The organism is Citrobacter sp. CRE-46, from assembly GCF_059615875.1.
The window spans coordinates 1453633-1478656 of sequence record NZ_CM184341.1 but is presented as its reverse complement, the minus strand read 5'-3'; the positions used below and the strand labels follow the sequence as shown (position 1 = coordinate 1478656).

General features: G+C 50.9%; 22 protein-coding genes and 2 pseudogenes. 13 read left to right on the top strand and 11 right to left on the bottom strand.

The window, feature by feature from the left end:
• Window positions 1-72: 72 nt before the first annotated feature.
• Both bamC and dapA read right to left on the bottom strand, forming a co-directional pair.
• Window positions 73-1107: an outer membrane protein assembly factor BamC gene (bamC, locus tag AC534G_RS06980; protein ID WP_038642564.1), complete on the bottom strand. Its 1035-nt coding sequence runs from the start codon at window positions 1105-1107 to the stop codon at window positions 73-75.
• Between the two features lie 16 nt (window positions 1108-1123).
• Complete coding sequence (gene dapA / locus AC534G_RS06975; protein WP_006683510.1) at window positions 1124-2002, bottom strand: 4-hydroxy-tetrahydrodipicolinate synthase; 879 nt, start codon at window positions 2000-2002, stop codon at window positions 1124-1126.
• Between the two features lie 145 nt (window positions 2003-2147).
• Here dapA and AC534G_RS06970 point away from each other — a divergent pair, with 145 nt between their 5' ends.
• From AC534G_RS06970 to AC534G_RS06960, 3 genes and pseudogenes are all read left to right on the top strand, one after another.
• Entirely contained in the window at window positions 2148-2720 is a 573-nt protein-coding gene (locus tag AC534G_RS06970; RefSeq protein ID WP_038642566.1) for a glycine cleavage system transcriptional repressor, read from the top strand.
• Window positions 2720-3190 carry a thioredoxin-dependent thiol peroxidase gene (gene bcp, locus AC534G_RS06965; protein ID WP_038642568.1) on the top strand — a complete coding sequence of 157 codons (471 nt, stop codon included), beginning with the start codon at window positions 2720-2722 and terminating at the stop codon, window positions 3188-3190. Before AC534G_RS06970 ends, bcp begins: the two co-directional genes overlap by 1 nt.
• A gap of 21 nt (window positions 3191-3211) precedes the next feature.
• Window positions 3212-3370: pseudogene (locus tag AC534G_RS06960) on the top strand (hypothetical protein); the annotation flags it as partial.
• Here AC534G_RS06960 and iadA read toward each other — a convergent pair.
• The 4 genes from iadA to AC534G_RS06940 all read right to left on the bottom strand — a co-directional run bounded on the left by iadA (window position 3301) and on the right by AC534G_RS06940 (window position 6829).
• Complete coding sequence (gene iadA, locus AC534G_RS06955; RefSeq protein WP_110497198.1) at window positions 3301-4464, bottom strand: beta-aspartyl-peptidase; 1164 nt, start codon at window positions 4462-4464, stop codon at window positions 3301-3303. The pseudogene AC534G_RS06960 and the gene iadA sit on opposite strands and share 70 nt — an antisense overlap.
• Before the next feature lie 11 nt (window positions 4465-4475).
• Window positions 4476-4937: a YjiG family protein gene (locus tag AC534G_RS06950; protein ID WP_003037948.1), complete on the bottom strand. Its 462-nt coding sequence runs from the start codon at window positions 4935-4937 to the stop codon at window positions 4476-4478.
• A gap of 1 nt (window position 4938) precedes the next feature.
• On the bottom strand, window positions 4939-5598 hold the full coding sequence (locus AC534G_RS06945) for a nucleoside recognition domain-containing protein (RefSeq protein WP_038642572.1): 660 nt from the start codon (window positions 5596-5598) through the stop codon (window positions 4939-4941).
• Between the two features lie 166 nt (window positions 5599-5764).
• Window positions 5765-6829: an AI-2E family transporter gene (locus AC534G_RS06940; protein ID WP_006683504.1), complete on the bottom strand. Its 1065-nt coding sequence runs from the start codon at window positions 6827-6829 to the stop codon at window positions 5765-5767.
• Window positions 6830-7055: 226 nt separating this feature from the next.
• Here AC534G_RS06940 and bepA point away from each other — a divergent pair, with 226 nt between their 5' ends.
• Entirely contained in the window at window positions 7056-8519 is a 1464-nt protein-coding gene (gene bepA, locus AC534G_RS06935; protein WP_038642574.1) for a beta-barrel assembly-enhancing protease, read from the top strand.
• Between the two features lie 71 nt (window positions 8520-8590).
• Window positions 8591-8950 carry an arsenate reductase (glutaredoxin) gene (arsC, locus tag AC534G_RS06930; protein ID WP_038642576.1) on the top strand — a complete coding sequence of 120 codons (360 nt, stop codon included), beginning with the start codon at window positions 8591-8593 and terminating at the stop codon, window positions 8948-8950.
• 34 nt (window positions 8951-8984) lie between these two features.
• Here arsC and AC534G_RS06925 read toward each other — a convergent pair whose 3' ends face one another.
• The 4 genes from AC534G_RS06925 to AC534G_RS06910 all read right to left on the bottom strand — a co-directional run bounded on the left by AC534G_RS06925 (window position 8985) and on the right by AC534G_RS06910 (window position 13408).
• Window positions 8985-9686: a DnaA inactivator Hda gene (locus AC534G_RS06925; protein WP_211924219.1), complete on the bottom strand. Its 702-nt coding sequence runs from the start codon at window positions 9684-9686 to the stop codon at window positions 8985-8987.
• Between the two features lie 95 nt (window positions 9687-9781).
• Window positions 9782-11071, bottom strand: coding sequence for a uracil permease (gene uraA, locus AC534G_RS06920; RefSeq protein ID WP_110497196.1), 1290 nt, complete (start codon window positions 11069-11071; stop codon window positions 9782-9784).
• A 96-nt stretch (window positions 11072-11167) separates the two neighbouring features.
• Window positions 11168-11794 (bottom strand): uracil phosphoribosyltransferase, encoded by a 627-nt coding sequence (gene upp, locus AC534G_RS06915; RefSeq protein ID WP_038642580.1) that lies wholly within the window; start codon window positions 11792-11794, stop codon window positions 11168-11170.
• A 183-nt stretch (window positions 11795-11977) separates the two neighbouring features.
• Window positions 11978-13408 (bottom strand): 6-phospho-beta-glucosidase, encoded by a 1431-nt coding sequence (locus AC534G_RS06910; protein ID WP_110497194.1) that lies wholly within the window; start codon window positions 13406-13408, stop codon window positions 11978-11980.
• A gap of 295 nt (window positions 13409-13703) precedes the next feature.
• On the opposite strand from AC534G_RS06910, the gene purM reads away from it, so the two are divergent.
• The 4 genes from purM to ppx all read left to right on the top strand — a co-directional run bounded on the left by purM (window position 13704) and on the right by ppx (window position 19171).
• Window positions 13704-14741: a phosphoribosylformylglycinamidine cyclo-ligase gene (gene purM, locus AC534G_RS06905; protein ID WP_069324467.1), complete on the top strand. Its 1038-nt coding sequence runs from the start codon at window positions 13704-13706 to the stop codon at window positions 14739-14741.
• On the top strand, window positions 14738-15379 hold the full coding sequence (gene purN, locus AC534G_RS06900) for a phosphoribosylglycinamide formyltransferase (protein WP_199981204.1): 642 nt from the start codon (window positions 14738-14740) through the stop codon (window positions 15377-15379). The genes purM and purN overlap by 4 nt, the downstream gene beginning before the upstream one ends.
• A 179-nt stretch (window positions 15380-15558) precedes the next feature.
• Complete coding sequence (ppk1, locus tag AC534G_RS06895) at window positions 15559-17625, top strand: polyphosphate kinase 1 (RefSeq protein WP_069324466.1); 2067 nt, start codon at window positions 15559-15561, stop codon at window positions 17623-17625.
• A 4-nt stretch (window positions 17626-17629) separates the two neighbouring features.
• A complete protein-coding gene (gene ppx, locus AC534G_RS06890; protein ID WP_038642590.1) occupies window positions 17630-19171 on the top strand; it encodes an exopolyphosphatase in 1542 nt (513 codons plus the stop codon).
• On the opposite strand, the gene AC534G_RS06885 is transcribed toward ppx, so the two are convergent.
• On the bottom strand, window positions 19151-21421 hold the full coding sequence (locus tag AC534G_RS06885; protein ID WP_110497192.1) for a bifunctional diguanylate cyclase/phosphodiesterase: 2271 nt from the start codon (window positions 21419-21421) through the stop codon (window positions 19151-19153). The genes ppx and AC534G_RS06885 overlap by 21 nt on opposite strands.
• 347 nt (window positions 21422-21768) lie before the next feature.
• On the opposite strand from AC534G_RS06885, the gene AC534G_RS06880 reads away from it, so the two are divergent.
• The 4 genes and pseudogenes from AC534G_RS06880 (at window position 21769) to AC534G_RS06865 (ending at window position 24748) form a co-directional block, all read left to right on the top strand.
• Window positions 21769-21972: a YfgG family protein gene (locus AC534G_RS06880; RefSeq protein ID WP_071888163.1), complete on the top strand. Its 204-nt coding sequence runs from the start codon at window positions 21769-21771 to the stop codon at window positions 21970-21972.
• 434 nt (window positions 21973-22406) lie between these two features.
• Window positions 22407-22655 (top strand): annotated as a pseudogene (locus AC534G_RS06875) (mechanosensitive ion channel domain-containing protein); the annotation flags it as partial.
• Window positions 22656-22870: 215 nt separating this feature from the next.
• Entirely contained in the window at window positions 22871-23560 is a 690-nt protein-coding gene (locus tag AC534G_RS06870) for a YaaW family protein (RefSeq protein ID WP_227409224.1), read from the top strand.
• Window positions 23561-23593: 33 nt separating this feature from the next.
• On the top strand, window positions 23594-24748 hold the full coding sequence (locus tag AC534G_RS06865) for a hypothetical protein (protein WP_110497190.1): 1155 nt from the start codon (window positions 23594-23596) through the stop codon (window positions 24746-24748).
• Window positions 24749-25024: the final 276 nt, after the last annotated feature.

Genomic DNA, 25024 nt, shown 5'->3' with positions numbered 1-25024 from the left:
GTTTTTCTGCCGACGCACACGTTTGCGTATCATATCAGAAAAAAAGGGCTGGAGTTATCCAGCCCTTCATTTTTACTTACTGAACGCTGCCTGGAAGACGGCGACCAGCGCGTCGTTCTGGCTTTGCGTCAGGGTATGCCCCTTCGGATCGATAAACTGCATACTACTGCGGTTATCTAAATCACCGACCTGCAGTTTATAGTCGCCAGACACTAAACCTGGATCGCTTGCGCCCAGTTCCTGCCAGCTGCTATCAGACAGTGGTTTGTAGGTCACGGCGATGCTGCCCTGAGAACGGGTGCTGTCGGTCACTTTCATGCCCACTTTCTCAAGCGCTGCCGGCAGACGCTGCCACACCACGTTGAACGGTCCACGCACCACCAGCATTGGTAAACCAGTGTCGTCGGCGGCGCTCTGAACATCCATGGTTGCTGCAGAGCGGTTCTGCGCGGCATTCGCAGCATCTGTGGCGTTCTTATCCAGACCAGCAGAGATAACGTTCATCATCTCAGCGCTGTAACGCTGCATAGATGCCGCATCGGCTACAGGTTTACCCGCCTGCTCGAGGTTAGTCAGTTTCACCGTTACCGCTTGCTGATAGCCCTGCGGTTTAACCGAGATTTGATAACGTCCACGGTACTGCTCGTCTTCATCCAGACGGTTCCAGTCAACCCAGTCGGTGGTCAACGTCTGGCTGGCATCATCACGTTTCGCGATCGTGTAGTTTTTAGACTGAATGACGCTAACGACCTGTGGCCACAGCGTGTTGCCACGACCATTTTCCACCAGTAATGTCGACGTATCACCTGCGATCTGGGTACGAGCGCCAGTGACTAACGCTAACGGCTGAGCTGGTGGGCGAATGTCCAGCGCTTTACCCACGGCACCGCTACCGTTGGTTACCGGGATATTATAATCACCTGACATAACCGGCAGAATCATCCCAGCTGGCGCATGAAGCTCAGCAAGCGGTGCGGCCTCCAGATAGGATTCATCACCGCTCACCTGGCGCTTATAGCGCGAGTCAGAACTACAGGCCGCGAGCAACATAACAAGCGAAACACCCGCAACCTTGGCCAGGCGCGACTTTTGTACTGAGTAAGCCATCAAATCTCCCTAAACTTTACAGCAAACCGGCATGCTTAAGCGCCGCCTTGACGATTTCACGAGCATTGTCCGTGATTGGCGTCATCGGCAGACGCAGCGTATCGGTCGCCACAAGTCCCAACTCCTTACATGCCCATTTCACTGGGATAGGATTGGGTTCGACAAAAAGTTTGTTGTGTAACGGCATCAAACGCTGGTTAATTACCCGCGCCTCGGCAAAATGCCCTGCAGCCGCCAGTTTGCACATTTCAGCCATGTCACGCGCCGCAACGTTAGACGTTACGGAAATCACGCCATGACCACCGAGCTGCATAAAATCCAGTCCGGTCGCGTCATCACCGCTGAGCAGAATGAAGTCGTCTGAAACCAGCTCTTTGATCTGATGAACGCGACTTAAGTTCCCCGTGGCCTCTTTAATAGCGATAATATTTTTTACTTTCGCCAGACGGCCAACGGTTTCTGGCAGCATATCGCAGCCAGTACGGGACGGCACATTATACAGAATTTGCGGCAGGTCAGTATGTTCAGCGATGGCTTTGAAATGCTGGAACAAACCTTCCTGGGTTGGGCGGTTGTAATACGGCGTCACCGTCAGGCAGCCGACAACACCGCTATCGTTGAAACGCTGCGTCAGACTAATGGCTTCTGCGGTCGCATTGGCGCCCGTTCCGGCAATTACCGGAATACGCCCGTCGGCCAGCTCCAGCGTCATCATCACCACATCGCCATGTTCATCATGACTCAGGGTGGCAGACTCACCGGTGGTGCCAACCGAAACGATCGCCGAGGTGCCGCTGGCGACATGATAATCAATCAGTTTTTTCAGGCTCGACCGGCAGACTTTACCTTTCTCATCCATCGGCGTAACAAGCGCGACAATACTTCCCGTGAACATGGGCCATCCTCTGTGCAAACAAGTGTCTCAATGGTACGTTTGGTACGACAATAAAAGCAAGCGACCAGAGCCGTTCTGATTGTTGTATGCATGTTTTTTTTATGCTTTCCTTATGATTACCTCACCGCTCAAAGGAAGAACAGGTTTGACATCGTCATCGCAACACTATCTGGTCATTACTGCGCTGGGTGCCGACCGCCCAGGAATTGTGAACACCATCACGCGTCATGTCAGCAGTTGCGGCTGTAATATCGAAGACAGCCGACTGGCGATGCTGGGTGACGAATTCACATTTATCATGCTGCTGTCAGGCACCTGGAATGCCATCACCCTGATTGAATCAACCTTGCCGTTGAAAGGCGCTGAGCTGGATTTATTGATTGTCATGAAGCGCACGACTGCGCGTCCCCGCCCAGCAATGCCCGCCACGGTATGGGTGCAGGTCGATGTCCCCGATTCTCCACATTTGATTGAACGCTTTACCGCCCTGTTTGATAGCCACCAAATGAATATTGCGGAACTGGTTTCACGCACGCAACCGGCTGAGAATGGAAAGACGGCGCAGTTGTTTATTCAAATTACCGCACATAGTCCTGCGTCACATGACGCGGCAAATATTGAAGATGCGTTTAAAGCACTCTGTACAGAACTCAATGCGCAAGGCAGTATTAACGTCGTCAATTACTCACAGCATGATGAACAGGATGGAGTTAAGTAATGAACCCACTGAAAGCCGGTGATATCGCACCGAAATTTAGCTTGCCGGATCAAGACGGAGAACAAGTAAATTTAACCGACTTCCAGGGACAGCGTGTTCTGGTTTATTTTTACCCGAAAGCCATGACACCCGGCTGTACCGTACAGGCCTGCGGCCTGCGCGATAACATGGATGAGTTAAAAAAAGCAGGTGTTGAAGTGCTGGGAATCAGCACCGATAAACCGGAAAAACTTTCCCGATTCGCGGAGAAAGAAGTTCTTAACTTCACGCTCTTGTCCGACGAAGATCATCAGGTTTGCGAGCAGTTCGGCGTCTGGGGTGAGAAGTCATTTATGGGCAAAACCTACGATGGCATCCACCGCATCAGCTTCCTGATTGATGCTGAAGGGAAAATTGAGCATGTGTTTGATAACTTCAAAACCAGCAATCACCACGACGTGGTAATGAACTGGCTGAAAGAGAACGCCTGATTCACGTTTTTCTGAAAAAAGCCTGATGGCGCTTCGCTTATCAGGCCTACAGTTTGCACACTTTGTAGGCCTGATAAGGCGTTTACGCCGCCATCCGGCATCAACCTCGGTTATTCAAACGTCCCTTTGACGCAGGCTTTTTTCTGTCTGACTACCACTTTTCCCTTCGCCCACAGGTGATTCACCTCCAGCGCGTCGTTCAGCACCAGAATATCCGCATCGCATCCCACAGCCAGACGCCCTTTATGCTCCAGCCCTAAAAACTCTGCCACCGTACGCGTCAGCGGACACAGCGCCTGTTCCAGCGGTATAGCATGAACCTTCACCAACTGGCGCACCGTTTCCGCCAGTGATTCAAACCCCGCGACGCCAATCCCGGTGAGATTACCTGACTCATCAAATTCCGGTTGGCTGCCGTTGCCGTCCGAGCTCAGGGTAATGCGCGACAGCGGCACATTTTGGCGCAGCGCCGTGGCAATAGCCGTGGCCGGATCAACAGGCTCATCAATGCTGCTGGTAATATCGATAAAACCGCCTTTGCGGGCATACTCCAGTGCCGCCTGGAACAGGGGTTCCGCACGATTAACATGAGTCGGCAACAGTTTAGTTATCGGCACGTCGCAGTTTTCAAGGATCTGATACAACGGTTCCAGCATGCGCGGACTGTCGCCCATATGGAAAACGCTGATCCCCGGTTTACGCCCTAACAATCCACCGACGCGCGACTGCGCCGCCATGTTCGCCAGTGCCTGGGTATCTGGAGCTGAAGAACGATGGTCCGAAATCGCACACTTCACGCCAATCACTTTATCGATCAGCGCCACGTCGCGATCGATGCTGCCGGTGATAGTCGGGGAAGGCAGAGAATACGCACCGGTCAGCATCCAGGCGCTGATACCTTCAAACTCCAGCGCGCGGGTTTTCGCCAGCAGCGACTCCGGATGACGGGTAATACCATCTGTACCCAGTAATCCCACCACCGAAGTGACGCCAGCTTCAACCAGCGGTGACAAACGCACTTCCGGCGTGCGGGTGTGCGGACCCGCTTCACCGCCACCGCCAATCAAATGGACGTGCTGATCGATAAACCCCGGGCACACAATCGCGCCGTCCAGATTGACGCACTCGCAGCCGGGAAAGTCTTCAGGAGAAATCGACGGCGCGATGGCAACAATTTTGCTGCCGGATACCAGTATATCCTGTCGCCCTAAATCTGCCGGCGCGTACACATGTCCCTGCTGGAACAATGTCAAATTAAGAATTGAACAGTTCATAACCTTCCTTGTCAGGCAATAACCTGCATGACCCAAATAGAGAGCAGTGCATTAATGACGCACACCGCAATAATAAGCGGATAGTAACGAGGATGGACCCCCGCAGTCCCCAAACAACGTCCCACATTTTGCACCGGATTACCCATCAGGTAGATAGCGGGTAATAATACCGTGGCATCATGTCCCGAAAGCGTACCGGCAACAACCAGGCTGGCGCAAACACCGACGCCGCCTCCCATACTCATGACCGCCGCCAGCAGGACGGTGGCAGATTCGCCCGGCAGCCCCCATAACGCCATCACGGGCTCACATACCCGCCCGACAATCTCGAGCAGCCCCGTTACTTTCAGCGCCTGGATAATCACAAACGCCATCACCACGTTCGGTAACAGGCTGGTTGTTGCTATGGTAAACCCGCGCCGTGCGCCATCGATAAACATATCCATGACGTTTTTACGTACCTGCGTTGTCATCTCAGTCCTCCTGCTGCGTACGGCGATTTTCCAACTGCGCAATCCATAAGCGCAGCAGGTTAGCCCCCACAAATTTGAACACAAGGATCACCGCCAGCGGCGTAATCACCGGAACGGTAACCATCGTAAACAGTGCGGCCCCTGAGGAAAAATAGTTGGTAATACAGGCGCTGCCGCTGGTTTGCCAGCAGGCAAAAACGGCACGTTCCTGTTCAGTGATAATGCGCTCTTCAGCCATTTCTTTCGTCATCCCGGCTGCGGCATCGGTATTTTGCAAATTCGCGATCAGCGCCAGCGAACAAACACCTGGAATTCCGAGCAACGGGCGCAGGACTGGCGTCATTAACTGTTGTGCGGCGCGCAATCCACCTAACCCTTCGGTGACGGAGATAATCCCCAGAGAAAGAATGACGGAAGGCGCCAGCTCCAGTGCGAATAAAAAGCCATCTTTAGCGCCCATGCCACCCGTGCCGCGAAAAGAGATCGCCGTATCGCCTGCCGCATTAACCTTCCCAAACGCACCGTTAAGGACGGTGAAGTCAAATACCCGCCACCATTCGGTACTTTTCGCAAACATGCCGGAAAAAAGAATAATTGTAATAAAAAAAGCGAGATAACCGCCCCATCCCACCTTTTGCTGCGTGTGTGTGTTGTGACCCATGTTGTTCTCCTGTTGGTCTTATTCCTTGCGTGACGAAAAGACATCACGCGGGTCAAGTTAAAGACAAACGCGGAGAAAAACGACACCAGAGGAGATTATTCAGAAAGTGTGGATAGAGGTCAGACAAGTTCAGCTCCGGCGACATTGCATCGCCGGAGTTTGCAGATTAAGGTTCGTCAACGGCCTGACCATCAGGCCAGGCATGCATGACGGCTTTGATAAGCGTCGCCAGAGGAATCGCAAAGAATACGCCCCAGAATCCCCACAGCCCGCCAAAAATAACGACCGACAGAATAATCACCAGCGGGTGCAGGTTAACGGCCTCGGAGAACAGTACCGGGACCAGCAGATTACCGTCCAGCGCCTGGATTATCAGGTACACGGCAAAGCAGCTCCAGAACTCGGTGCCAAGACCGAACTGGAACAACGCCACTCCGACGACCGGAATCGTCACCACAAAAGCGCCGATATACGGGATCAAAACCGAGAACCCCACCAGCACCGCCAATAGCAGAGAATAGTTGAGGCCAAACAGCAGGAAGCCGAGCCAGGTCGCCACGCCGACCACCACCATTTCCAGCACCTTTCCGCGGATATAGTTGGTGATTTGCTGATTCATCTCTTTCCATACCTGTCCCGCCAGTCCGCGATTACGCGGCAGTACCCGACGCACGGCGTTCAGCATCTGACCTTTATCTTTGATCAGGAAGAATACCATCAACGGGACAAGCACCAGATAGACCGCCAGCGTCAGCAATCCGACCAGAGAGGCTAACGAATATTTCACCACCGAATCGCCCATGGTGAGCATCCGCGAGCGCATATTCTCCGCCATCGCATCAATAATGCCCGCATCCATCAGCGCCGGATAACGTCGTGGTAAAGTGGCGGCAAAATCAGATAATTTATTGAGCATACCGGGCATATCGCGGATCAGGTAAATCCCCTGCTGCCACGCGACGGGCATCACGACAAACGCCATCAGCAACAAAATACCGACAAACACCACCAGCACGATTGATGTCGCCCAGCGCCGTGAACAGCCGATATGTTCCAGCCGTACAGTCGGCCATTCGAGCAGGTACGCCAGCACAATGGCGACCAACAGCGGCGCCAAAAGACCGCTAAAGAAGAACAGGATGCCAAAACCGGCAACCAGAATAATTAGCAGGGCGATGGCCTCGGGGTCGCTAAAGCGGCGGCGATACCATTGCATCAACATTTCGAGCATAAAACCCTTCCATGAATCCAATAGCGGGATTGCGATCCCGAATTGTATCGAAATGTCACAAAAAAGACTTCGCTTTTTATGGCTGATTACGCAAAGTGAAAAGACATTTTTCCTGGGTGTTCATCGTCAGGTTTCACAGTTACACTCCCTAAGCTTGCGGAGTGTGAACGATACTTCACGGCATTGGTCAAATGGCTATCTCAAAAAAGAATACAGGACAGAGGTTATGTTCAGGCAGTTGAAAAAAAACCTGGTTGCTACCCTCATTGCCGCACTGACCATCGGTCAGGTTGCGCCCGCATTTGCTGACCCCGCGGACACCCTGCCTGATATGGGAACCTCGGCAGGGAGTACCCTTTCCATAGGACAGGAAATGCAGATGGGCGATTTTTATGTACGCCAGCTGCGGGGCAGCGCGCCGTTAATTAACGATCCGTTGCTGACCCAATATATTAATAGTCTGGGGATGCGTTTAGTTGCACACGCCGACTCGGTAAAAACGCCCTTCACCTTCTTTTTAATCAACAACGATGAAATTAACGCCTTTGCCTTCTTTGGCGGCAACGTTGTTTTGCACTCCGCACTGTTCCGCTATTCCGATAACGAAAGCCAACTGGCATCGGTTATGGCGCACGAAATTTCCCACGTCACGCAGCGTCACCTGGCGCGAGCGATGGAAGATCAGAAACGCAGCGCCCCACTAACGTGGGTCGGTGCGTTAGGATCCATTTTATTGGCGATGGCCAGTCCCCAGGCGGGTATGGCGGCGCTGACCGGTACGCTGGCGGGTACGCGCCAGGGAATGATCAGCTTTACGCAGCAAAACGAACAGGAAGCGGACCGCATCGGTATTCAGGTACTGCAACGTTCGGGATTCGATCCCCAGGCCATGCCGACGTTCCTGGAAAAACTGCTCGATCAGGCCCGTTACTCTTCGCGTCCACCGGAAATTTTGCTGACCCACCCCCTGCCAGAAAGCCGTCTGGCAGATGCGCGTAACCGCGCCAACCAGATGCGCCCGGTCGTCGTCCAGTCTTCAGAAGATTTTTATCTGGCCAAGGCGCGAACCTTAGGCATGTATAACTCTGGTCGCAACCAGTTGACCGATGACTTGCTGAGTAGCTGGTCGAAAGGCAACGTACGCGAGCAACGTGCAGCGCAGTATGGCCGGGCGTTGCAGGCAATGGAGGCCAGTAAATACGACGAGGCGCGTAAAGCGCTGCAACCATTGCTGACGGCCGAACCAAACAATGCCTGGTATCTTGACCTGGCAACGGATATCGATCTCGGCCAGAAGAAAACCGGCGACGCGATTAATCGCCTTAAAAATGCTCGAGACCTGCGAGTCAACCCGGTACTGCAGCTCAATCTGGCAAATGCGTATTTACAGGGCGGACAAGCCAAAGAAGCAGCCAATATCCTGAATCGTTATACGTTTAACCATAAGGATGACCCTAACGGCTGGGATTTGTTAGCGCAAACGGAGGCTGCTCTCGGTAACCGCGATCAGGAACTGGCTGCGCGTGCGGAAGGGTATGCCCTTGCAGGGCGTCTTGACCAGGCGATTTCGATGCTCAGCAGCGCAAGTTCGCAGGTCAAACTGGGAAGCCAGCAGCAGGCCAGATACGATGCCCGTATCGACCAGTTGCGCCAGTTGCAAGAACGTTTTAAACCGTATACGAAGATGTAATTATCGAACTCTCACCGGATGGCGATGCTGTAGCGTCGCCATCCGGCAGTATTGTTATGCAAGGAGAAGTCATGTCAGACGCGATTAAAATCTACCATAACCCACGCTGCTCCAAGAGCCGAGAAACGCTGGAATTGCTGAAATCCAACGGCGTGGAGCCGGAAGTAGTACTGTATCTGGAAACGCCAGCAGACGCCGCAACCTTGCGTGAACTGCTGCAGATGCTGGGTATGTCCAGCGCGCGCGAACTGATGCGCCAGAAAGAAGATCTCTACAAGTCGCTTAACCTGGCGGACAAGAATTTGAGTGAAGATGCGCTGATTCAGGCGATGGTTGAAAATCCGAAGCTGATGGAGCGCCCCATTGTGGTTGCCAAAGGCCAGGCGCGGATCGGACGTCCGCCGGAGCAGGTACTGGAAATCGTCGGTTAACCTGAAATCGCCGCACTCTTTTCGGCTGCGGCGTTTACAGTTTCAAAATCTCTTTTACGAACGGAATGGTCAGCTTACGCTGGGCGGTGATCGATGCGTGATCAAGCTGATCCAACGTCATAAACAGCGTACGCATTTCCCGATCCAGACGTTTAAGCAGGAAACGTCCCACATCTTCCGGCAGTTCAAACCCACGAAGTCTGGCGCGTAATTGCAGCGCCTGCAGCTTATCTTCATCGGAAAGCGGCTGCAGCTTGTAGATCTGTCCCCAGTCAAGGCGCGAGGCGAGATCCGGTAACCCCAGATTGAGCTGCCTTGGCGGGCGATCGCCGGTGATCAGCAGACGCGTTTTCCCCGACTCCAGAATACGGTTGTAGAGATCAAAGATCGCCATTTCCCACAGCGAATCACCGGCCACACATTCGATGTTATCGATGCATACCAGTGATAAATGCTCCATACCGTCGAGCACCTCGGGAACAAACCAGGTGCGCTTATCGAGCGGCACGTAGCCTACCGCATCGCCGCGCGCAGACAGTTCCGCACAGGCTGCATGCAGCAAATGACTACGGCCAGCGCCTTCACGCGACCAGAGATAAATATACCCGCTATGTTCCTGACGCAGCACGTTTTGCAGTGCAGCCAGTAAAGAGGAGTTATCCCCCGGCCAGAAACTTGCAAACGTTTCGTCGTCAGGAAGATAAAGTGGCAAAGAGAGCTGTGCCGGTGTGTTCAGAGATACCTCAACCCAGGATTTCATAAAATCGCGTTGAGTTTAACACAGAAATGCGTCGCGATAGAACCGGGCAGCGATGCCGCCCGGTCAGAGACTTACTGTTGCGGGCTGTCTGCATCTTTTGCGTCGAGCACCACTTCTTCCGGACGCAGCAGGCTGATGACTTTAAAAATCAGGCTCAGGCAGACACCGACGATGGTCGCCAGCGCCATGCCTTTCAGCTCTGCGGCGCCAATGTGAACTTTCGCGCCACTCACGCCAATGATCAAAATGACCGAGGTCAGGATCAGGTTCTGAGCTTTGTTGTAGTCAACTTTTGATTCGATCAGTACGCGAATACCGGAAGCACCAATCACGCCATACAGTAACAACGATACGCCGCCCATGACCGGCAGCGGGATGATCTGGATCGCCGCCGCCAGCTTGCCTACACAGGAGAGCAGGATGGCAAAAATCGCGGCGCCGCCAATAACCCAGGTACTGTAAACGCGGGTAATCGCCATTACGCCGATGTTTTCGCCATACGTGGTGTTCGGCGTAGAGCCGAAGAAACCGGAGATGACCGTAGACAGGCCGTTGGCGAACATAGAACGATGCAAACCAGGATCGCGAATCAAATCTTTTTTCACGATATTTGCCGTCACTACCAGGTGTCCGACGTGTTCAGCGATAACCACCAGCGCAGCAGGCAAGATGGTCAGAATGGCAACCCATTCAAAACGCGGCGTGTAGAGAGTCGGCAGCGCAAACCAGTGCGCCTGGGTAATCGGCGTGGTGTCCACAACGCCCATCACGAAAGAGAGCGCATAACCGGCCAGCACCCCAATCAGAATCGGGATAATCGCCATAAAACCGCGGAACAGTACGGAGCCAAATACCGTCACCGCCAGCGTCACCATCGAGATGATGATGGTTTTCGAATCCGGTAATTGCCCTTCAGCAGGCAGTAATCCCGCCATGCCCGCAGCAACGCCTGCCAGCTCCAGGCCGATGACGGCAACGATTGCGCCCATCGCCGCCGGAGGGAACATCACATCCAGCCAGCCGGTGCCTGCTTTCTTAACGATGAAAGAAACCAGGCAGAACAGGACGCCGCACATAATGAAACCGCCCAGCGCCACTTCATAACCTAACGGCAGCAGCAGCAGCACCGGAGAAATAAACGCAAAGCTGGAACCGAGATACGCGGGAATTTTACCCTTACAGATAAAGAGATACAGCAACGTACCAATGCCGTTAAACAGCAAAACGGTAGCCGGGTTGATGTGGAACAGAACTGGCACCAGTACCGTAGCGCCAAACATGGCGAACAGGTGCTGCAAACTAAGCGGGATTGTCTGTAAAAGCGGCGGTCTTTCACTTACCCCGATAGCACGGCGCGTCATAGTGTTTTCCTCTGAGTGTTATTTGTTATTAGCGATTAGGTTGTTGTATTCAAAAAAAAGCCGACTCTTAAAGTCGGCTTCTTTTCACTTATTCGTTTACTTGGTACCAAAAATCTTATCGCCGGCATCGCCAAGCCCCGGAATAATGTATCCGTGCTCGTTCAGTCCCTGATCGATGGAGGCCGTGTACAGCTCAACATCCGGGTGCGCTTTTTCCAGCGCCGCGATACCTTCCGGCGCCGCAACCAGCACCAGCACTTTAATGCTGGTGCAGCCTGCATTTTTCAGCAGGTCGATGGTGGCGATAACGGAACCGCCGGTCGCCAGCATCGGGTCTACGATCAGCGCCATACGCTCATCGATGTTAGAAACCAGCTTCTGGAAATACGGAACCGGCTCCAGCGTTTCTTCGTTACGGTACATACCGACAACGCTGATACGCGCGCTCGGAACGTTTTCCAGTACGCCTTCCATCATGCCCAGACCGGCACGCAGGATTGGCACAACGGTGATTTTTTTACCTTTGATTTGGTCTACTTCAACCGGACCGTTCCAGCCCTCAATGGTCACCTTTTCGGTTTCCAGATCAGCGGTTGCTTCATAAGTCAGCAGGCTGCCAACTTCCGAGGCGAGTTCACGAAAGCGTTTAGTGCTGATATCGTTTTCACGCATCAGTCCCAGCTTGTGTTTGACGAGTGGGTGTTTGACTTCCACGATCTTCATACTCTTCTCCTTTCCTCAGACGAGTGGCAACCACAAAAAAAATCGCCGGATTATACCGCTTTTCGTCTCTGGCGCAACACTGCATCCGCTTGATATGGATCAACCAAAGTCGTTTGCGTCTGGATGATGAGTATAAAACAAGCCCCGTACTCATGGCGGAGCTTGTTATCAATGCTATGAATTTTAAAGATATTCAGCATTAGTCTGGATGACGTTTTGATACCATGAAAAAGATTTCTTAGGCGAGCGTGCTAATGTCCCACTACCGTCATTATTTTTATCGACGTAGATAAACCCGTAGCGTTTTTTCATCTCCCCCGTCCCGGCCGAGACTAAATCAATACACCCCCACGGGGTATATCCCATCAGCTCCACGCCATCTTCCACCACCGCTTTTTTCATCTCACGTATGTGGGCGGCAAGGTAGTCGATACGGTACTGGTCGTTGACTGTACCATCGCTCTCGCGCACGTCGATGGCGCCAAATCCATTTTCGACAATAAATAGCGGCAGTTGATAATGATCCCAGAACCAGTTCAGCGAATAGCGCAGACCGACCGGATCAATCTGCCAGCCCCAGTCCGATTTTTGCACATACGGGTTAGGTACCAGGCTTTTCGACTCATCGTAATCCAACTGGGGGTTATCCGCCGTAGCCTGCGTCGCGAAAGACATATAGTAGCTAAAACCGATGTAATCAACGCAGCCCAGGGCCAGCGCCTGACGGTCTTCGTTGGTGATATCGAGTTCAAAGCCACGGCGAGCAAAGTAGTTGAGAAGATGCTGCGGGTATCTACCACGCACATGTACGTCGGTAAACCAGTAACGACGGTGCATGGCGTTCATCGCCATCATCATATCGTCTGGCGCGCAGGTCAGCGGGTAGATTGGACACATGGCAATCATGCACCCTACCTGCAACGCGGGGTTAATTTCACGCGCGGTCTTCACCGCCAGCGCGCTTGCCACCAGTTCATAGTGCGCCGCCTGGTACATGACCGGCTCGCGATCTTCACCAGGCTGGTACTTCAGACCAGAATTAGTAAAAGGGGCGAAGTCTTCGTGATAATTCGCCTGGTTGTTAATCTCATTAAACGTCATCCAGTACTTCACTTTGTGCTGATAACGCGTGAAAACCACCCCGGCAAAACGGACAAAGAAATCGATAAGTTTACGATTGCGCCAGCCGCCGTATTCCGTCACCAGATGGTAAGGCATCTCAAAATGCGACAGCGTAATTACCGGCTCAATGCCATGTTTCAGACATTCGTCGAACAGATCATCATAAAACTGCAGGCCGGCTTCATTGGGTTGCGCTTCATCGCCTAATGGGAAAATACGCGTCCACGCAATGGAAGTACGAAAACATTTAAAGCCCATTTCAGCAAACAGCTTTATGTCCTCTTTATAGCGGTGATAAAAATCAATCGCCTCATGGTTAGGGTAATTTTTACCGGCGATCACACCGTCAGTAATTTCACGCGCCACACCATGCGCCCCCGCCGTCATCACATCAGCAACGCTAATTCCCTTTCCACCTTCCCGCCAGCCACCTTCCAGTTGGTGAGCGGCTACAGCGCCCCCCCACATGAAATCTGCTTTAAATCCAGACATACCTTCCCCCTATCATGATTACCCTGTTCAAAACACTCTCGGTGAGGTCCGTAACAGAAAACAGAAACCGGTTTCAGTACGATACTGCGCATTTGGCTGGCTGGTTTCAAGAACAAGAATGTACCCGGTTTCATTTTCGTGGCGCGATTCAAACAAATAGATAAATGACTGTAAAATGCTGAAAAAATCAGCAGATAAAACTTGATGCAGAGCAGGCTCGCAAACGTTTGCTTTCCCTGTTAGAATTGCGCCGAATTTAACTTTTACTGCAAGTAAACATGTGGGGAAGCAGGCAGTGACCGATAAAACCTCTCTTAGCTACAAAGATGCCGGTGTTGATATTGATGCAGGTAATGCTCTGGTTGATCGAATCAAAGGCGTAGTAAAGAAAACGCGTCGCCCGGAAGTGATGGGTGGTCTGGGTGGCTTCGGTGCGCTGTGCGCATTGCCGCAAAAATATCGTGAACCGGTACTGGTTTCCGGCACCGATGGCGTAGGCACAAAACTGCGTCTGGCGATGGACCTGAAACGCCACGACACCATTGGCATCGACCTGGTCGCGATGTGCGTCAACGACCTCGTGGTTCAGGGCGCTGAGCCGCTGTTTTTCCTCGACTACTATGCGACTGGCAAACTGGATGTGGATACCGCAGCCAGCGTCATTAATGGTATTGCCGAAGGCTGTCTGCAGTCAGGCTGTGCGCTGGTGGGCGGTGAAACGGCTGAAATGCCGGGCATGTACCACGGCGAAGATTACGACGTGGCTGGCTTCTGCGTTGGCGTCGTCGAAAAATCCGAGATTATCGACGGTTCAAAAGTGGCTGATGGCGACGTGCTGATTGCGCTCGGCTCCAGCGGCCCGCACTCCAACGGCTACTCCCTGGTACGTAAAATCGTTGAAGTCAGCGGTTGTGACCCTGAAACCACCGAGCTTGAAGGCAAGTCGCTGGCCGATCACTTACTGGCCCCGACCCGTATTTACGTAAAATCCATTCTGGAGCTGATCGAGAAGGTTGATGTGCATGCCATCGCCCACCTGACCGGCGGCGGCTTCTGGGAAAATATTCCGCGCGTCCTGCCAGACAACACGCAGGCAGTGATCGACGAATCCTCATGGCAGTGGCCAGCCGTCTTCACCTGGCTGCAAACGGCGGGTAACGTCAGCCAGCACGAGATGTACCGTACCTTCAACTGCGGCGTAGGCATGGTCATCGCCCTGCCAGCTTCGGAAGTGGACAACGCCCTCGCTTTGCTCAATGAGAAAGGTGAAAACGCATGGAAAATCGGTATCATCAAAGCCTCTGATTCCGAACAGCGTGTGGTCATTGAATGAAAAACATTGTGGTGCTCATTTCCGGTAACGGAAGCAATTTGCAGGCAATCATTGACGCCTGCGAACAGAAAAAAATCAATGGCACCATACGGGCAGTATTCAGTAACAAGGCCGATGCGTTCGGCCTTGAACGTGCACGAGAAGCGAATATTCCGGCACATTCGCTGGAGACCGCTCAGTTTGCCAGCCGCGACGCATTTGACCGCCAACTGATACAAGAGATTGACGCCTACGGCCCCGATGTCGTGGTGCTGGCCGGTTATATGCGCATCCTCAGCCCGGCGTTTGTTGCTCACTATTCTGAACGGTTGCTGAATATCCACCCGTCTTTATTGCCGAAGTATCCCGGTTTGCACACGCACCGTCAGGTACTGGATAACGGCGATGAAGAGCATGGAACCTCCGTCCATTTTGTTACTGATGAACTGGACGGTGGACCGGTTATTCTCCAGGCCAAGGTTCCGGTATTTGAAGGCGACAGCGAAGATGACGTCACTGCCCGGGTTCAGGCCCAGGAACATGCGATTTACCCGCTGGTGGTAAGCTGGTTTATCGATGGTCGCCTGAAGATGCGCGATAACGCAGCATGGCTGGACGGCGTTCGCCTGCCGCCGCAAGGCTACGCCGCCGACGAATAATCACATCTTCCGGTAGGCCTGATGGCGCTTCGCTTATCCGGCCTACTATTCTTCCCCCCTTTCTCTTTGCTATCAGACAGTTTATTGTCATATTTTTCTGGCACAGTTGGACATCTGAGAGCAATGCTCGCCATAATAAATCGGTAGTGTCCCGTGAATGAAACGGAGTAAAAGTGGTAATGGGTCAGGAAAAGCTATATATCGAGAAAGAACTCAGCTGGTTAGCGTTTAACGAACGTGTACTCCAGGAAGCTGCTGATAAATCAAACCCGTTGATCGAACGGATGCGTTTTTTAGGCATCTATTCCAATAACCTCGACGAGTTTTACAAGGTTCGTTTTGCCGAACTGAAGCGCCGAATCATCATTAGCGAAGAACAGGGTTCAAACTCTCACTCCCGCCATCTGCTCGGCAAAATCCAGGCCCGCGTATTAAAAGCCGATCAGGAATTTGACGGCCTGTATAACGAATTACTGCTGGAGATGGCGCGTAACCAGATTTTCTTAATCAACGAACGCCAATTGTCGGTGAATCAGCAGAGCTGGTTACGCCATTACTTCAAGCAATATCTTCGCCAGCACATTACGCCGATTCTGATTAACCGTGAGACGGATTTAGTCCAGTTTCTGAAAGATGACTATACCTATCTGGCGGTGGAGATTATCCGTGGTGATACGATCCGCTACGCGCTACTGGAAATCCCTTCTGACAAGGTTCCCCGTTTTGTGAATTTGCCGCCGGAGACCCCGCGTCGTCGTAAACCGATGATCCTGTTGGACAACATTTTACGTTATTGCCTTGACGATATTTTCAAAGGGTTCTTTGATTACGATGCGCTGAACGCCTATTCGATGAAAATGACCCGCGACGCGGAATACGATTTAGTGCACGAGATGGAATCCAGCCTGATGGAGCTGATGTCATCCAGCCTGAAACAGCGTCTGACCGCCGAGCCTGTGCGCTTTGTTTATCAGCGAGATATGCCTAATGCGCTGGTCGAGGTGCTGCGTGAAAAACTGACCATTTCTCGCTACGACTCCATCGTTCCCGGCGGGCGTTACCATAACTTCAAAGACTTTATTAACTTCCCCAATGTTGGCAAAGCTAACCTGGTGAATAAACCACTGCCCCGTCTGCGTCACATCTGGTTCGATAACGAGAAATTCCGTAACGGATTTGATGCAATCCGCGAGCGTGATGTACTGCTTTATTATCCGTATCACACCTTTGAACATGTGCTGGAACTGCTGCGTCAGGCCTCCTTCGACCCAAGCGTACTGGCGATAAAAATCAACATCTACCGTGTGGCAAAAGACTCGCGCATTATCGACGCGATGATCCATGCCGCGCATAACGGTAAGAAAGTCACTGTCGTCGTGGAACTGCAGGCACGCTTCGATGAAGAAGCCAACATTCACTGGGCCAAACGTCTTACCGAAGCGGGCGTGCATGTCATCTTCTCCGCCCCAGGCCTGAAAATTCACGCCAAGCTGTTTCTTATCTCACGTAAAGAAGGCGATGACGTCGTGCGCTATGCGCATATCGGGACCGGTAACTTCAACGAAAAAACGGCGCGCCTCTATACCGATTACTCATTGCTTACCGCCGATTCACGCATTACTAACGAAGTTCGCCGGGTGTTCAACTTCATTGAAAACCCATACCGTCCGGTAACATTTGATTATCTGTTGGTTTCTCCGCAGAACTCACGTCGCCTGCTGTACGCCATGATCGACAAAGAGATCGCTAACGCACAGCAAGGGTTACCTTCAGGTATTACGTTAAAACTGAATAACCTGGTCGACAAAGGTCTGGTGGATCGTCTCTATGCAGCCTCAGGCTCAGGCGTGCCGGTCAATTTATTGATTCGCGGTATGTGTTCTCTGATCCCGAACCTTGAAGGCATCAGCGATAATATTCGCGTTATCAGCATTGTTGACCGCTACCTCGAACATGACCGGGTTTATATCTTTGAGAACGGCGGCGATAAGCAGGTGTATCTCTCCTCGGCTGACTGGATGACAAGAAATATCGACTATCGTATCGAAGTCGCTACCCCGCTACTTGATCCACGCCTCAAGCAACGCGTGCTGGATATCATTGATATTCTGTTTAGCGATACGGTGAAGGCTCGCTTCATCGATAAAGAACTGAGTAATCGCTACGTGCCACGTGGAAACCGCCGTAAGGTTCAGTCACAATTGGCGATTTACGACTACATCAAATCACTCGAGCAACCTGACTAACGATATGCCAATACACGACAAGTCACCACGACCGCAGGAATTTGCTGCGGTCGACCTGGGTTCAAACAGTTTTCATATGGTCATTGCCCGCGTGGTTGATGGTGCAATGCAAATCATCGGACGACTGAAACAACGCGTACATCTGGCGGATGGGCTCGGCGCAGACAACAAGCTGAGCGAAGAAGCAATGGAGCGCGGATTAAGCTGTTTGTCGCTTTTCGCCGAACGACTGCAAGGTTTTCCCCCGTCGAGCGTATGTATCGTGGGAACCCATACTCTACGTCAGGCGCTGAACGCGACCGATTTTCTCAAGCGCGCAGAAAAAGTCATCCCCTACCCGATTGAGATTATTTCTGGCAATGAAGAAGCACGTCTGATTTTTATGGGCGTTGAACACACCCAGCCGGAAAAAGGCCGCAAGCTGGTTATCGATATCGGCGGCGGCTCAACGGAACTGGTGATCGGCGAAGATTTCGAACCCAAACTGGTCGAAAGCCGCCGTATGGGCTGCGTTAGTTTTGCTCAGATGTATTTCCCGGGCGGCGCTATCAGTCGGGAAAACTTCCAGCGCGCCCGCATGGCGGCAGCGCAAAAACTTGAAACACTAACCTGGCAGTTTCGCATTCAGGGCTGGAACGTTGCGCTGGGCGCGTCGGGTACCATTAAAGCGGCACACGAAGTGCTGCTGGAGATGGGGGAGAAAGATGGTTTTATCACCCCCGAACGTCTGGAAAAACTGACCGCTGAAGTGCTGAAGCACGCGTCATTCGATGCGCTCAGTTTGCCGGGACTGTCAGAAGAACGAAAAGCGGTATTTGTACCTGGGCTTGCTATTTTGTGCGGCGTTTTTGATGCGCTGGCGATTCGCGAGCTTCGGCTGTCCGATGGCGCGCTACGTGAAGGCGTGCTGTATGAAATGGAAGGCCGTTTTCGCCATCAGGATGTACGTAGCCGCACCGCCAGCAGCCTGGCGAATCAGTACAACATTGACAGTGAGCAAGCCCGGCGAGTGCTGGAAACCACCATGCAGATGTATGACCAGTGGCATATTCAGCAGCCAAAACTGGCCAATCCCCAGTTGGAAGCGTTACTGCGCTGGGCTGCGATGCTGCATGAGGTTGGGCTGAATATTAACCATAGCGGCCTGCATCGCCATTCTGCTTACATTCTACAAAATAGCGACTTACCGGGATTCAATCAGGAACAGCAACTGATGATGGCAACATTAGTTCGTTACCATCGTAAGGCGGTGAAACTTGATGATTTACCCCGCTTTACGCTGTTTAAGAAAAAACAGTTTCTGCCGTTAATCCAGCTATTGCGTCTGGGGGTGTTACTGAATAATCAGCGTCAGGCGACAACCACGCCGCCGACCCTGACCCTGCTAACCGAAGACAACCACTGGACCTTACGCTTCCCACATGACTGGTTCAGCCAAAATGCGCTGGTACTGCTCGATCTGGAAAAAGAGCAGCAATACTGGGAAGCGGTAACCGGCTGGCGTCTCAAAATTGAAGAAGAAAGCTCACCCGATATCGCAGCATAAGCTCTCAACAGGTGCCGGCTCGTCTGGCACCTGCTCTTCCAGCGTTTCGCGCAGCGGCAACGGTTTGCCAATCAAATACCCCTGCAGGTAATCAATTCCCAGCGAAATCACCGCGCTGCGTATTTCTTCGCTTTCGACATACTCCGCAACCACCAGCATTCTTTTCATCCGCGCCAGATGACAAATGGAGGCCACGATTTGATAATCGAGGCTGTTCGAAACGATATTACGAATAAAACTGCCGTCAATTTTCAGGATATCGGCATTCACATTTTTCAGTCGCGCATAGCTGGCATATCCGGTGCCAAAATCATCTATCGCAATCTGACAGCCCAAAGATTGCAGCTGTAGTAACGTCGCCTGTGCCTGTTCCGCATTGGTTAAGGCATTGCTTTCCGTCACCTCAAAGATGAGTTGCCAGGCTTCAACTTTGTATTTCGTCAGTAATTGATTGATGTCATGCGGAAGCCGGGCACGGCATACCGATGTAGGTGATAAGTTAATGGCAAACCGACGGGCAGGCATTTGTTCCCGATTCCGCGCCATAAATTTCAGCGTGTTTTCAATCACCCACATGTCGATGCTGGATGACAAACCAAACTCGTGCGCTACCGGCAAGAAATTATCCGGAGCGATAGTTTCACCATCATCCCCATGAAGTCGCAGCAGAATTTCATGATAGACATCACCACGCACGCCAGCGATCGGCTGCGCCATCAGGAAAAAGCGATTGTGCTCCAGCGCCTGCTGCAGACGGTTCATCATCGCAACCTTATCTTTCAGGTCACGTTGCAAGTGCATCACGCCGCGTCGCTGCATATTTTCTGGAGAATTGGTCGCCAGAGATATTTCGGCAATGGTGCTTAACTCACCGAGCAATAAATAAATGTGGTTAACCGGAGCGCGAACATAGCAAAAGCTGATGCCAACCTGTGGCTGTAAAGGCATGCCATCCCAGATAAAGCGGAATTGCTTAATATGCCTGTCCAGGGCTTCAATGCGCTCCTGATGAGCCTCTGTGTTAAAACGCAAAACGAGATCATTACCCGATAATTGATAGACATGCTCATCCGGCTCTAACAGAGGTGTTATCCACTGGGCAAGCTTTTGCTTGTACTGGATACGCAGCATAATGCCGTAATTTTTCACCAGCAGTTCCATGCCGGGCACGCGCAAAAAGCAGAGCACTGACCAGGGCGCTTTTTTCAAATCCCGATTCAACGCACGCAAGTTTGGAATATGTACCATTGGATCGAAGAATGCCAGACGATGGTTCCGTCGGGTAACAAACCGCTGGCGCGTTGCCAGTACGGCAATGAAATTCACTATAAAGGAGAAAACCAGATAGCTCGATGAGGTAATGGCAAGCTGGGTATCATAGCCCGAATACCAGGGCATATAGCGCTGATAATAATGAATTGCAGTAATAAGTACGACTGACCATATCACCGAAATAAATCTATAACCGTAACGCATTGCGCCCCATAGCATAACGGGCAGTAACAGTGACAAGGTATAATTCGTGCTAAATATTGAGCTTTGTTCATTTAGCGGCATACACAACATTGACATAAATGCGGCCAATATAATCGACCAGACTGCAAGCTCTGTTTTGGTAACTTTGCTGTCAACCTGCTGCTTTAACTGAGAAAAATAGCCTCTCAGGTGCAATGGATTGCGAATCGTTCGAATAATGAGATAGCACAGTGGTACCCCAACCAGATTCCCCGCCAGCATAGCCTGATAATTGATTAACGTGCCGGTGTTAAAGGGCATTACGCCCACCATGCCTGATTTGCTCTCATAGACGCCCACAAAGGCGGCAAACTGGAAGAGAATCAGAAACAGCGTTGCCGGGCAGAACACCTGCCAGAACATTCGCTGAAACATCAGGTGAGAATCGCCGTGGGAAACATTGTTTCGCCGGGGAACGAATACCTTATACCCGCCCCAACTAAGCACTAGCGTAACTATAAAGTGAGAAATTATTGAGAGTGTTTCAAATAGTCCAACCTGCGGATATTTATACCAGATTATGGAAATGATAATTCCTGGCAATGCCGCCCAGCCAAAAAAGAGCATCAGACTAATCATCAGCGCCAATGGCAGATAGAAAAGTATTACGGTCCCCGTACTAATATGGGCATAGGTGTTGGCAGTGCTCAATATAGGCAACAGCAAAGAAGGCAAGATGAGAGGTAACGCCCACCATCTATCTCTAATACCAATATATTTTTTATTGAGTTTCATAGATGCTCAGTAGAATCCCACACATCCTGTAGGGGGTATTCAGACAGGCATCCCACCTGACTTTAAATCGTTAAAGTAATACATCATATTGATTCATCAATTCTAGTTGTCAGCAAAGGCCGACGTTTGATACATATCAAAAAAAATGCCCCTCATTAATCAATTATTACTCTTTTCATTATTTTTTATCGTTAATTCATTATTCGCGCAAATAATCATATTAATTTCCATAACATAAGGGGATAAAACAACTGAAGCAATTTTACATAACGAAGAATTGACCATTCCCTCACAGTATGCCTTAATGTGAGTATCGCCCATGTCGGGTACACTACAAGGAACCTTTTGTGAGCCAGGTTACCAGCCTACGCAAACGACACCGATTTAACAGTCGCATGATCCGGATCGTACTGCTTATCAGCTTCCTCTTCTTCTTCGGACGCTTCGTCTACTCCGCCATTGGTGCGTGGCATCACCACCAGGACAAAAAAGAATCTCAGCAGCTAACCCTGCCGCAACAGACCTCCCCAGCACAAACAGCCCCACGTTAATCGCTCGCAGACCGCGTTGATGTCCTGACCCTCAAGATTCCTTACCGGATGGCTAATCGTCTGACAGTTAACCATCCGGTAAGGGATTTGTGTTCCCTCCCGTCACTACTTTTATAATGCCACATACTCCCCCAGCAAATCATTTTTTGATTTCCGCACAATTGCACAATATTTTCGCTCCTCGTCACCACACTATTGGCACTGAGTTACTATGTTTCTGTGTATTGGAGATAATAAACGTAAACACAGTTCAAATAGTCACTCGCCGATAGCATTAGTTAATATAAATAACGCACACATTAATATTTAAAATGTAATCACATATTTATATAAGATTTTGGTCTTTTATATTCAACAAGGTAATACGATGCAGGGCTTTACATTATTTCCGAAAATACGAAGCGGTATTGAATGACTCCCTGGGCACAGCGATGCTATCCAACATCGCCGCTGGTGTATTGTTGGTTTCCCTGCGACCTTTCCGCGCCGAAGAAATCGTGCAGATTGGCACTGTTACCGGGACAGTTGAAAAAGTGCATCTTTTCTCACCCCCCCTACTCACCGCTGATAGTAAAGAGGTGGTGATCCCTAACGGCAAAATCATCTCTGACAATATTGTTAACTACTCTCGCCCCCCGTTTCGCCGCACCGACCAGGTCGATTGTCGATTAAAATACGCTGACAGGGGGTTTTCCCTCTGCTGGGCCGCATTAGCATTGACTAATAGCTTAAAAACCCACCCTTAAATAAAATTTGAAAATTAAATACTAACAAAGAGGCCGTAAATATCATCATCGTTACATATTTCCATGTCTCACATTACAGGCTACAAAAAACAACCTCCCCCCCTCCCCAACATATCTGTACAATACTCTCTATCGTTTTCTATGCGTTATTCATGATGAAGGAATCCATAAAAATGGAACAACCGGTCAAATGTGACCCACATATCCTGTCGTTACTGAAAAAAACCTCCCTCAATCACATTGACTATCTGGTCGACGTTCTGACAGACAACGGCAAGGGCCGGGTAGCATTATCATCGTCCGTTAAGGACTTACTACTCGAAGAGAAGGCAGAACGGGACTACAGCGAGCATGGACTGCGGCATCTGCTACATGAATTGCAGGAATATGGCGGACACTCGCTCGTTAATATTTTCCGCAGTGAGCCGTTGCCTTATTCTGAGTTATTAACCGATGTTCATAAAAAGCTCAATGGCAAAGACAGCAAGAAAAAAAATAACGCCACAAAAGAGCGGGAAATCGTCCTAAGTTTGTTTGGTGATGACTGGCAGTCATTAGCCGATCATGAACGTTGGGAGCGCTGCACAGAAACGAAAGTTGTCTCCGGTTTTTTCAAGATGCAGGATAATCTGCGCATCAACGATAAAGGTGTTGTTATCGGCCTGTCAACGGCGGCAAGCGTAGCGGCATTTGCCGCACTCCGCTTACATCCCGTCACTGCTATCGTCAGTACGATTGGCCTTGCTAACCAAACGCTTGGGGAGGCATACCGGGTGACAATTCCGTTCATTGCCCATATCGCGATGCTCAACATGCTTTACTCGCCCAAAATAGCGCAGTAAAAATACCGTAACTAACCCAGCAGAATTCACCCTATGTCAACTTTAGCGAACAACAATCAGATAGCTGAGCAAGAAGCGGCCTTCGAGGTGGACATCGTCGACGCGCAAAATAATCCCCTGGTGAAAATACACAGCCAGCCTGGATGCTGGCAAGATATTGCGCAACAGGACTCGCAGACGGAACTTGATCCCAGCAGCATTTCACTCTTTAACCACTGGCTCAGTAGCGTACCCACCGTCGCCACTGCCGTTGCAGGTAACGCGACACAATTAATGACCTGTTCTTTCGAATACAGCCAACTGGTACAGGCGAAAGATGGCAGCGGAGCAATCGGCGCGGTACTTAATCCAGACACCAACAAAATTGGCACACAAGCCCGATTTCACGAAGCTGAAAATCTGAAGTCGCTGGTCAATGCCAGCCTGGTTTTTAATATCGCGTCACAACTTCTGGCCCAAAAACATCTTGCCGATATTAATGAGAGGCTGCGGATCATCGAACAAAAGATCGATTCGATTAAAAGCCATCTTGAACAATCGCGCCTCGCGAAGATCCAGGCTTTCCATGAACATCTCAATATTATCGGTTTATTACTGAGCCGTAATGACATTATCACCAAAGAGTCGCTACTCAACCTGGCCAAAAGCGCGCAGGAAGTACGCTCGCAGGTTAAGCATCTTGAAAAGGATATCACTCAGGCATATCGAGAAATTGAACAATTTGAACCAACCAGTTGGTTTGGATCTGACGATCTCCGGGAAGCGCTCAAACTGAAAATCAGTAATGTTGAACGGTTGCAGCGTGAGTATCTGACGGGTATGCAATGTTTGTTGGTGGCTAATCTCATCCTGTTCATCAAGCATGACGGCAACCAAGAATTTGTCCTGACAAGCGAGGTCTATTTAAAAGAACTGAATGCCAGCAACGGCATATTTCAGCAATGGGAAAAAATAAAACGTAAAGTCGCCCATCATCTCAGCAAGATGAAGCCGTTATTTGAACGAGCAAGCAGCACTCAGGCAAATGCCTTACAGGTAGAACGCAAGCTAAATCAAACGGATAGCCTGCTTAATACTGATAACGTTTTACTTACCCAACTCGGCGAACGCATCCAGGCAGCCCAATCACCGCAGGTATTGTTAGAGATTGTGGATAATAAGGTGCTGAGAGGTCGCTTTTTGCGTTAGCGCACCGGCGCTAACTAACCGTCCAGAATTGGCTATACAATACGAGATGTCGCGGCTGGAAGCAGCGGCATCTCGCCAACCAAGCGGGTGAAGGCGTGCTGGCTGAGATTTCCACAAATTATTGATATTTGGCAATCTCATTCTAATGGCGATCAACTTGAAATATACGCTGTAAATTCCGCAAAGAATATATCCAGTTTTAGTAATAAGCAGGACATGGAGTCCCGGAAGTAATCAATATGGATATTCATTATTATTAAATAACTTTCTTTATGA